A 9,881-nucleotide genomic window follows, 5' to 3' on the forward strand; every position below is an offset into this window, starting at 1 on the left:
CATCACGGGTGCGTCCGGCCCGTTCCTCACGGGAGATGGGCCGGGCGGTCACGCGGTCGCCGGAACGTGCCGGGCGAGAAAGTCGCGGACGACGGTGAGATAACGCTCGCGCTCCTCCAGTTGGGGCGAGTGGCCGCTGTGCTCGAACACGACCAGCTCGCTCTGCGGCAGCGCGGCGGCGAGTTCCTCGCTGGCCTCCAGGGGGGTGATCCAGTCGTGCCGCCCCACCGTCACGAGCACCGGCACCGTGATTTCTCCCAGGCGACCGGTGAGGTCGTACCCGGGCTGGTTGCGGGAGAAGGCCCAGTTGTGCGTCTCGTAACGAAACGGGATACGCGCCAGGCGCTCGGCCTCTGCCGCCGGGTCACGCTCGACGGTGTAGAGCGGCTGGATCATGGCGTAGCTGGTGCGGAAGTCGTCATTATCGCGCACCTGGCCGGAAAACAGACGGTCCAACGTCTCCTCGTCCATCGGGAAGCCGCTGCTCAGGGCCCGTTCCTTGCTGGTGCCCTGGAAGCGGTTGCTGGCGGCGGTGTCGCGCAGGATGACCGCGTGGAGATTCTCCGGGTGCGCGAGGGCATACTCCAGCGCCAGGAAGCCGCCGTAGCTGCCCCCCAGCACCACGATCTTGCCCAGGCCCAACTGCTGACGCAGCGCTTCCAAGTCCGCCACGAACTGCGCGTGTGAGTAGGGTTCAGCCCCCTCGGACTCGCCGTTGCCGCGCTGATCGTAGGAGATCAGGCGGTAGTTGTCGGTGAGGGGCTGGAAGGCCGCCCAGTCGCCCGCGCGGCTCCCCATGCCCGGTCCCCCATGCAGCGTCACGATGGCGGTGCCCTGCCCGCCGTCCTCGTAGACCAGCTTCAGTCCATTGACCTCGGCCACCTGGCTCACCGGTACCACACCTCCTTCAGCACCCGCATCACGTTCCCGCCCACCGCCTTGGCGATGTCCTCGTCGCTGTAGCCATGCTTCACCAGCCAGCGGACGATGTTCGGGAAAGCCTCGGCCGGGTTCTCGATGCCGTCCACGTAGGGCACCTTCTCGTAGCTGAGGTGGCCGCGCGAGGCGCCGATGGAAAGGGCCTCGGTGAGGGCGTCGTGCAGGCCCACGTGGTCCCCGAACAGCACGTCCGGCCCGAACGCCACGTGGTCGATCCCCACCAGGTTCACGCAGTACTCGAAGTGCTCCATAAAGGACTCGATGCTGTGGCGGGAATGCCGCTCGGTGAGGGTGGTGTGCGGCGCCGCCTCGATGCCGATCACACCGCCCTTGGCCGCACAGGCTTTGATCACCTCGTCGGGCTTGAGCCGGTTGGAGTTCCACAGGGCGCGGGCGCCCGCGTGGGTGATGAAGATGGGCTTGTCGCTCACCTCGATGGTGTCGAGGGAGGTCTGGTCGCCGCTGTGGCTCACGTCGATGGCTATGCCCAGCTTGTTCATCCGCTTCACCGCCTGCCGCCCGAAGGTGGTCAGGCCGCCGTCGCGCGGTTCCTTGAGGCCGCCCCCCAGAGCGTTCCCCTCGCTGTAGGCGATGCCCATGCAGCGCACGCCCAGGCCGTACAGGATGTCCAGCCGGTCGAGTTCGTTCTCGATCATCGCCGCGCCTTCAAGGGACACGATAAACGCGATCTGGCCGTTCCGCTTGGCGTTCACGATGTCCTCAGTGGTCTTGCAGTGCACCACCATCTCCTGGTGCGCGATGTCCGACAGGCGCATGCCGATGTCGTAGATCACGTCGTCCCATTTCCAGCCGCCGCGCGAGGTGATCATGGCGGTGCCGTTCATCAGGTTGTCGAAGACGGCGTCCAGGCCGGACACGCTCAGCCCCTCGTAGCCGGTGAAGTCGCGCCCCCAGCGGCGGAACTCCAGGAACTGCGAGAGGTCCTCCGGCGCCACGAAGCAGTGGTCGTGCAGCGAGATGATCAGGTGGTCGCGGAAGATGCGGCGCACCCGCGCTTCCTGCTCGTCGCTGACCTCCACCCGGCGGCTGGGCACCCGGTTCAGCTCCGCGCTGAGCGGCCACACCTTGTAGTCGGTGCCCGGCTCCAGGTAGGAAAAGGACTTGTAGCCGCTGTACTTCTTCTGCTGCATCGGGGCGTCTTTCAGGTCAGTCATGGGCAGGCTCCTGTTCGGTGGGGAGGGGCGGAGAGACGAGGGGATAGGGCACCGAGTTCAGCCCGCACAGCGTGCCGAGGGTTCCGGCGGCGAGGCTGGCGCAGGCGGCGAGGCCAGCAGCGCTGAGGTACGAACTGGCCAGCAGGTGGTAGGGGGAACGTTCCCAGGCGTCGTACGGGAAGGTCAGGTCGGGTGGAGGCGCCTCCCGGTGCGCCTCGGCGACGTCCATCAGCCGATGGATGGAGGCCGCCAGTTGCGCCAGGCCCACGAAGCCGTAGTCCTGGCCGGGTGCCGGAGCGTGGTCGATCCAGGGGGCGAAGGGTCCGGCCTCCGGCCGCTGTGGGGCGAGGTCGCGCAGATAGGCGGCGGTGGCTGCGGAAACCTGGGCTGCCTCATGCAGGGCATCCCTCCACACCTCCTCCGCCCGCTGCCCCAGGAAAGCCGGGGCATTCACGAGGTCGGGTGGGACGGCGGCCAGGGACGCGAAGCGCGCGGCCGCGTGGTCGAGGCGGGCGGCGATGTCTTCCAAAGTCACGCTGGTTGGTCGGGAATTACCCGGCGCACGCCCCCCGCTGGCACGCCGCCCGGCCTGGTGCGCCAGCGCGTTTGCAAAGAGCCGGGCGGCGACGCCCCAGCCGAGTTGCAGGGAACTGAAGCCAAACTCCGGGTGGGAGCCGAACAGCACCACGCAGCCCTCCCCGAGCGGACCGGACACGGCGAGCTGCACGTCCTGCCCGGTCAGGCGTTCGGCCAGCGTGGGTCCCTGAACGCCGCCGGGGAGACTGTGTTCCCAGGGCGTGAACCGCTCCGTGAGCGCGTGGAGGGTGACGGCGCCGCGCAGCGCCGATCCGGCCGGGGGCAGGAAGCACGGGCCGTTGTAATGCACGATCTCGAAGTCATCCGGCAGGCCGCGCGTCAGCCAGTGGCCGGGGTCCGTGAGGCGCACCCGCAGGACGCCGACGCCCGGGGAGTCCAGGCCACCCAACCCGCCATCCGCCGCATTGGCGATGGGGAGGTCAAGCAGGTGCAGGCCGCGGGCCTCCGGATGGGCGTCCAGGAAACTCTCGGGGAGCCGGGCGCCCAGGTAAGCCCCGGCGCAGGACCCCACATACATGCCCCCGCGCTCCACCCAGTCGCGGATGCGGGCGGTACCGGAAGTGCCCAGCGGCGCGAGCAGGCCGCCCATGGCGTTCAGGCCTCCCCCCGGCATCACCAGCACGTCGTACCCGTCCAGGTTCCCGGCGAGGATGCCTTCCGCGCTCAGCGGTTCGGGAACGCCCCCCCACGCTGCCACGAGTGCCGCGTGGTGGTAGGGCGCGCCACCCGAGGCGTACACGGCCACCCTCAGGTCGCGCAGCGCGGGGGCGAGTTCGGCGCGCGTCCCGGCCCACCAGTCGGGGCGCGTCACGAGCGGCTCCGGGGGTCGGTCAGGTCGCGCAGCACGTTCCCCAGCAGGTTGAAGCTCAGGACCGCGAGGGCGATCAGCACGCCAGGATAGACCGCCAGCGCGGGCTTGACCCAGAAGTAGGTCTGGGCATTCTGGAGCATGTTGCCCCAGGAGGACAGCGGGGGCTGGATGCCCAGGCCCAGGTAACTGAGTCCCGTCTCGGTCAGGATCGACCAGGCGATCCCCAGCGTCGTGAGCACGGCGGCCGAGGGGAGCGCCTGCGGGAACACGTGCCGCCAGATGATGCGGTTGGACGAGGCGCCCAGCGCGCGCTCGGCCTCCACGAAGTCGAAGTTGCGGATCTTGCTGACCTCCGCGTGGACGATGCGGGCCACGCTAGGCCAGAAGCCCAGGCCGACGACGAGCACCACCACCGGGGGCGAGTTGCCGAGTACCGCCAGGGCCGCCAGGATCAGGAAGAAGCTGGGGATAGCCAGGAAGGTGTCCACCAGCCGCATCAGGGCGGTTTCCAGCCAGCCGCGGTGGTAGCCCGCCAGCGCACCGACCAGGGAACCCACGCTCAGCGCGACGACCATGCTGACCACGCTGATCAGCAGGGTGATGCGTCCGCCGTACAGCAACCGTGCGAGCACGTCCCGGCCCAGCTCGTCGGTGCCCAGCAGGTGCTCCGGCGAGGGGGCCGCCATGGTGTGGAGGGGATCGGTGGTGATCGGGGACACGCGGTATATCAGCGGTCCCAGGAACGCCAGCCCGTAGAGGACGAGCAGCAGCAGCAGCGCGGCGAGGCCCACCGGATGACGGACGATCCGCGCCAGCAGACCTCTGGATTTTCCTCGGGCGGGCCGGGCCGCGGGGAGGGCGCGCGCGTCAGTCATGGCGAATCCTCGGGTCGATCAGCGAGTAGGTCATGTCGACCAGCAGGTTGGTCACGATGACGACGGCCCCGGCGACCAGGGTGACCGCCATGATGGTGTTGTAGTCGCGCCCCAGGGCGGCGTCCACCGCGAGGCGGCCCATGCCGGGCAGGCCGAACACGCTCTCCACGATCACCGAGCCGCTGAGGAGCGCCGGGAGGATCAGACCGATCATGGCGAGGATCGGCACCAGGGCGTTGCGCAGGGCGTGCTTGAGGATGACCTGACGCTCCTGCACGCCCTTGGCCCGCGCCGTGCGGAGGTAGTCGGTGCTGAGCACTTCCAGCAGGGAGGAGCGGGTAAAGCGCACCAGGTTGGGCAGCATCACGAAGGCGAGGACGCTGGCCGGGAGAATCATGTGGCGCAGCCAGCCCGTGAAGGAGAACCCGCCGCTCGCGTCATACAGGCCGGAGGAGGGCAGCAGCTTCCACGTCACCGAGAACAGCAGGATCGCCATGATCCCGGTCCAGAAATCCGGAATGCTCATGCCCAGCGTGCTCAGGGCATTGACCAGGTGGTCGAGCGGCGAGTTGCGGCGCATGGCGGTGAGGATGCCCAGCGAGACGCCCACCACCACCGAGAGCACCAGGGCCGACAGCCCCAGTTGCGCCGTATTCCACAGCCGCTGCCGCACCATCGGCCCGATGGGCTGCCCCCCGTTGAGCGTCACGCCGAAGTCGCCGTGCAGAACGTCGCCTGCCCAGTTCACGTAGCGCGTGGTGACGGGAAGATCGAGGCCCAGTTGCTTGGACAGCGCGGCCCGTTCCTCTGCCGTCGTCTCGAAGCGGGCGGCGGCGCTCGGCCCACCGGGCGCGAGGTTGATCAGGAAGAACGTCACGAGGGAAATCAGCACCAGGACCAGGACCCCCTGGCCGAGCCGTCGACCCAGAAAAGTCAGCATGTCACCCTTTCCCTGAGAGGGGGCTTACTTCGTCACGAACCACTCGTTCGCGTACTGGAAGTCGGCGGCCTGGGTGATGCCCCGCATCCCCTGGAGGCGCTTGTTGTACGCGGTGATGCTCTGGGGGTACCACAGGTAGAGGTAAGGCAACTCCCGCGCCATCATGGCCTGCGCCTCGTTGTAGATCTGCTTGCGGGCCAGTTCCCCCTTGGCCTTGCGGCCATTTTCCAGGAGCTGGTCGAGCTTGGGGTTCTTGTAGTTGGGGATGTTGTTGCCGGTGTTCGCCGCGCTGGAATCGTAGTACGGCAGGACGTCCGGGTCTGCGGGGGTCGACCACCACGCCGCCGAGGCCTCGTAGTCCCGTTTGGCGATGACCTGCTGGATGTAGGAATTCCAGTCCATGGTCTTGATCTCCGCCTTGACGCCGATGTTCTTCCAGTACTGCTGGATCAGCAGCGTGATGGGCACCAGTTGCTGGTAGGACGCCGTGGGCATCTGGATCACCAGCGGTTTGCCGTCCTTCTGGAGGATGCCGTCCGGTCCCGGCTTCCAGCCCGCCTGGGCCAGCAGGGCCTTCGCCTTGGCCGGATCGTACGGGTACTTCATCACGTTCGGGTTGTAATAGGTCTTCTGGATGGGCGCGATTGGCCCGGTGGCGACCTGGCCGTAGCCCCGCAGCACGCTCTTGATCATGGCGGGCCGGTCGATGGCGTAGAGCAGCGCCTGACGCACCCGCACGTCCTGAAAGCGCGGGTCGTTCTGGTTCAGGGCCACGAAGTAGTAGATGTTGGCGGTCGCCACGTCGATTGCCAGGTTGGGATTGGCCTTGATGCGGTCCACGAGTTCGGGGTTCCCGACGGCGATCAGATCCACGTCGCCGGACAGCAGTTGTGCGAGCTGCGCGTTCGTATCCGGGATGACCTTGAAGGTCACGCTCTGGAGCTTGGGCTTGCCAGCCCAGTAATTATCGTTGCGGACCAGCTTGATGGTCGCGCCCGAAACCACCTGGGCGATCTTGAAGGGGCCAGCGCCCACCGGGTTCTGTTTGTTGAACTCCGTGTACTTCCAGGGGTCGGTCACGCCCGCGAATTTGTGCTTCGGCAGAATGCCCGCGTAGTACGCCAGGTAGGTCGGCAGCGACGCCCAGGGCCGCGACAGGACGAACTCCACCGTCAGCGGGTTCACGACGTTGACGCGGGTGACGGAGTTGCGCCAGGTGGCGCCCTGGTTGGCGCCGAGTTCCTTTTTCAGCACGATGTCGTTGAAGGTGAAGGCGACGTCGTCGGCGGTGAAAGGCTGGCCGTCGGACCACTTCACCCCCTTGCGCAGGTTGAAGGTCCATTTGAGGCCGTCGTTGGACACCCGCCAGGATGTGGCGAGGTCGGGGGCGGGCTTCAGGTTCTTGTCCCAGCGGGTGAGTCCCGGGAACAGCAACTCGTTCAGGAGGTTGGATTCGACGAAGGCGTTGGGACTCCAGGGATTGAAGGTCGGATCGGCGGTGGTCACGAACGTGACGCTGCCGTTGGGGTCAGGGGTGCCCTGTGCCTGGGCGCTGCCGACGCCGAGAAGGAGGCTGCCGAGGATCAGTTGTCCGATGTGCCTGCCACTTCGTTTCATACCTGCCACCTCACGGAAGGGGAGAGAAGGCTGCGCCGTTGTAGCCCAGGTGACGCGAGATCAGCCGCGCCACGCCGACGATGACCTCGCCCAGTTCGGCGATGCGTCCGGGTGTCATGCGGGAGGCCGGTCCGCCGACGCTGATGGCACCGACCACGTTTCCGTCTGCGGTAAAGATCGGGGCGCCAACGCCACGGGCCTCCAGGTCGACATCCAGGTCGCTGATGGCGTAGCCCCGGGTGCGGATCGCCTGAAGCTCCCTCTGGAGGGCCTCGGAAGAATTCAGGGTATGGGGCGTCAGTTGCGGCAGGCTTCCCACCCGCTCGACGACGGCCTGCTGCCGCTCGGGCGGGAGAAAGGCCAGGATGGCCTTGGGGCAGGCGCCAGCGTGGAGGGGCGCGCGTCGGCCCAGCTCCGTCACGAGCCGGACGGGCCTGAGGCCGTCACGGTGGTCCACGCAAGTAGCCTCATCGCCCTCCAGCACGAAGAGATTGACGGTTTCCTCCGTGGTCTGCGACACCTCGTCCATGAAGGATTTGGCCGCCGCCACCAGGGAGGGCTGCGGTTGCGCGGCCCCCGCCAGTTGCTCGACCAGCGCCGTCAAGTAATAGCGGTCATCCTCGTCGGTGTGGAGGAAGCCCACATGGAACAACGTGCGCAGGCAGCGAAACGCCTGGTTCCGCTCAATTCCCAGTTCCTGGGCCAGTTCCGAGGGAGTGAAGCGGTGGGGGGGGCGTCCAAAGGCCAGCAGCACTTCGAGGGTACTGGCGGCGGACTGGATGACATACCGGGGAGCCTCGCTCGTCGTCTGGGGCATCCTACCTCCTGTTTGACTCTAGCAACTGGTTTGATTAACCCTACTCCTGTGGGAGGCTGATGACAAGCTGGGCCACAGAGTTCATCTAGAAGAGCTGTCAAGTACGGACTCTTATCTCGGCCCAGTTCAAAAAGCGCAGCCCATCGTGCTGGCGGCAGTAAAAGTTTCCTGGCACCAAGGGGGAAGGAAATCATCAGCAAGCCAGAACCCCTATGAACTTCGTCCACAAATAGGACGAAGTTTGATTTTGACTCCACAAAGTCCGGCGCCTATGCTGACAAACACGCCAGACAAGCCACCGAGGTGTCGCACGTATGCCGACGACCGCCCTGTCCCTCAGCCGAGACGAGTTTGAGCTTCTGGAGAAGTTGCTTTGGATGGACGGCCCCTCCAGGCACGAACTCGCTGCACGCACGGGTCACTCGAAGTCCAAGATCGCCAGCCTGGTCGCGCACCTGCTCGACGACGGGTGGCTCGAAGAGGGCGAATCCCAGGAATCCAGCGGCGGGCGAAGACCCACCAGCCTCCACCTGAGCCACCAGCTCGGGTTCATCGTGGGCATCGACCTCGGCGCGACCAGCGTGGACGTGGTCCTGTGCGACGTGAACCTCACGGTGCTGGGAACGCGCACGGCGGCGACCAGCGTGAGCCTGGGACCCGGCCCGGTCCTCGCGCAGATCGGGGGCCTGCTCGACGACCTGCTCACCTGTCACGGCGTCCCGCCTGAAGGGGTGTTCGGCCTGGGGATGGGCGTCCCCGGCCCCGTGGAGTTCCGCACGGGCCTGCTGATCAACCCGCCCCTGATGCCGCGCTGGGAAGGCTTCAACCTGCGCGAGCACTTCGCGGCGCTGTTCGAGGCCCCGCTCGCCGTGGACAACGACGTAAACCTGATGGCCCTGGGCGAACTGCATCACGTCCGGCAACGGGGGCTGGGCACGGACCTGGAGAACTTTCTGGTGGTCAAACTCGGCACCGGCATCGGCTGCGGCATCATCGCGCGCGGCGACGTGTTCCGGGGGGCGGATGGGGCGGCGGGGGATATCGGGCACATCTGCGTGGACCCGGACGGCCCGCGCTGCTACTGCGGCAATCCCGGCTGCCTGGAAGCGCTGGCGGGCGCGCCACACATCGCCCGTGAGGCGGCGCAGGCGGTGGAGAGCGGAGCCAGCCCCATCCTGGCCGACCTCGCCCGGCAGCACGGCGAACTGGGCACCCGCGAGGTCGCGCAGGCCGCCCGGCTGGGGGACCCCGTCGCCAACCACATCGTGCAGACCGCCGGGAGCCGGGTGGGTCAGGTTCTCGCGGGCCTGGTGAACTTCTTCAACCCTTCGCAGATTCTGCTGGGCGGCGGCGTCGCGCACATGGGGCCGCTGATGCTCGCTAGCGTGCGGCAGAGCGTGTATGCGCGCAGCCTGCCCCTCTCGACCCGCAAGCTCCGCATCGACTACACCCATCTTCAGGACGCCTCCGGGCGGCGCGGCGCGGCGGTGCTGGCCCTGCGCCACGCGCTGACCGTGCAGGCGGGGCTGCGAGGTGAAGCATGACGGCACCCGAGGCTGTGCCCGCCGTCGCCTTTCAGGGCATCTCGAAGACCTTTGGCCCGGTGGAGGTGCTGCACGACGTGACGTTCTCGGTGGCCCCCGGCGAGGTCCACGCCCTGCTGGGCGAGAACGGCGCGGGCAAAAGCACCCTGATGAAGATTCTGGGAGGCTACCTGGCACCCACACGCGGCGAGGTGCGCCTCTCGGGTCAGCCCGCCCACTTCCGGGACAGCCGGGACGCCGAGGCTCGGGGCATCGTGCTGATTCACCAGGAGTTCAACCTGGCCGAGGACCTCACGGTGGCGCAGAACATCTTCCTGGGACACGAGCGGGGCGGCCTGCTGCTGAACGACGCGGCGATGGGGCGGGGCGCGCGAGAAGCCCTGGCCCGGCTGGGCGTGACGCTCGACCCGCGCCTGCGCGTGCGTGACCTGACCGTGCCGCAAAAGCAACTGGTGGAGATCGCCCGCGCGCTCTCGCGGCAGGCCCGCGTGCTGATCCTGGACGAACCCACCGCCACCCTGACCCTCCAGGAAACCGAGCGGCTGTTCCGCCTGATGCGCCACCTG

The 9,881-nt window shown here is 67.6% G+C and carries 9 protein-coding genes (1 of these 9 cut by a window edge); 2 read left to right on the forward strand and 7 right to left on the reverse strand.

Annotated features, from left to right (window positions below; translation table 11 throughout):
- Positions 1-48: 48 nt before the first annotated feature.
- Genes E5F05_RS00945 through E5F05_RS00975 form a run of 7 tightly spaced genes read right to left on the reverse strand, consistent with a single transcriptional unit; the run spans position 49 to position 7,771 of the window.
- On the reverse strand, positions 49-891 hold the full coding sequence (locus E5F05_RS00945; RefSeq protein WP_129117425.1) for an alpha/beta fold hydrolase: 843 nt from the start codon (positions 889-891) through the stop codon (positions 49-51).
- On the reverse strand, positions 888-2,114 hold the full coding sequence (locus E5F05_RS00950) for a dipeptidase (protein WP_129117170.1): 1,227 nt from the start codon (positions 2,112-2,114) through the stop codon (positions 888-890). Before E5F05_RS00950 ends, E5F05_RS00945 begins: the two co-directional genes overlap by 4 nt.
- Positions 2,107-3,522 carry a BPL-N domain-containing protein gene (locus tag E5F05_RS00955; RefSeq protein WP_129117171.1) on the reverse strand — a complete coding sequence of 472 codons (1,416 nt, stop codon included), beginning with the start codon at positions 3,520-3,522 and terminating at the stop codon, positions 2,107-2,109. Before E5F05_RS00955 ends, E5F05_RS00950 begins: the two co-directional genes overlap by 8 nt.
- The gene (locus E5F05_RS00960) at positions 3,519-4,397 is read right to left on the reverse strand and encodes an ABC transporter permease (RefSeq protein ID WP_129117172.1); all 879 of its coding nucleotides are present in this window, start codon (positions 4,395-4,397) and stop codon (positions 3,519-3,521) included. Before E5F05_RS00960 ends, E5F05_RS00955 begins: the two co-directional genes overlap by 4 nt.
- Positions 4,390-5,337, reverse strand: coding sequence for an ABC transporter permease (locus E5F05_RS00965; protein ID WP_129117173.1), 948 nt, complete (start codon positions 5,335-5,337; stop codon positions 4,390-4,392). Before E5F05_RS00965 ends, E5F05_RS00960 begins: the two co-directional genes overlap by 8 nt.
- Positions 5,338-5,361: 24 nt before the next feature.
- Positions 5,362-6,954, reverse strand: a complete 1,593-nt coding sequence (locus tag E5F05_RS00970) for an ABC transporter substrate-binding protein (protein ID WP_129117174.1) — start codon at positions 6,952-6,954, stop codon at positions 5,362-5,364.
- 10 nt (positions 6,955-6,964) lie between these two features.
- A complete protein-coding gene (locus E5F05_RS00975; RefSeq protein WP_129117175.1) occupies positions 6,965-7,771 on the reverse strand; it encodes an IclR family transcriptional regulator in 807 nt (268 codons plus the stop codon).
- A gap of 314 nt (positions 7,772-8,085) precedes the next feature.
- Here E5F05_RS00975 and E5F05_RS00980 point away from each other — a divergent pair, with 314 nt between their 5' ends.
- Positions 8,086-9,315, forward strand: coding sequence for an ROK family transcriptional regulator (locus E5F05_RS00980; RefSeq protein WP_129117176.1), 1,230 nt, complete (start codon positions 8,086-8,088; stop codon positions 9,313-9,315).
- Positions 9,312-9,881 carry the beginning of a sugar ABC transporter ATP-binding protein gene (locus E5F05_RS00985; protein ID WP_129117177.1) on the forward strand. The gene runs 963 nt beyond the window's last position, so the window shows 570 of its 1,533 coding nt (coding positions 1-570); it begins with the start codon at positions 9,312-9,314; the stop codon falls past the right edge of the window. The genes E5F05_RS00980 and E5F05_RS00985 overlap by 4 nt, the downstream gene beginning before the upstream one ends.

It is taken from the genome of Deinococcus metallilatus, from assembly GCF_004758605.1.
GTDB lineage: Bacteria > Deinococcota > Deinococci > Deinococcales > Deinococcaceae > Deinococcus > Deinococcus metallilatus.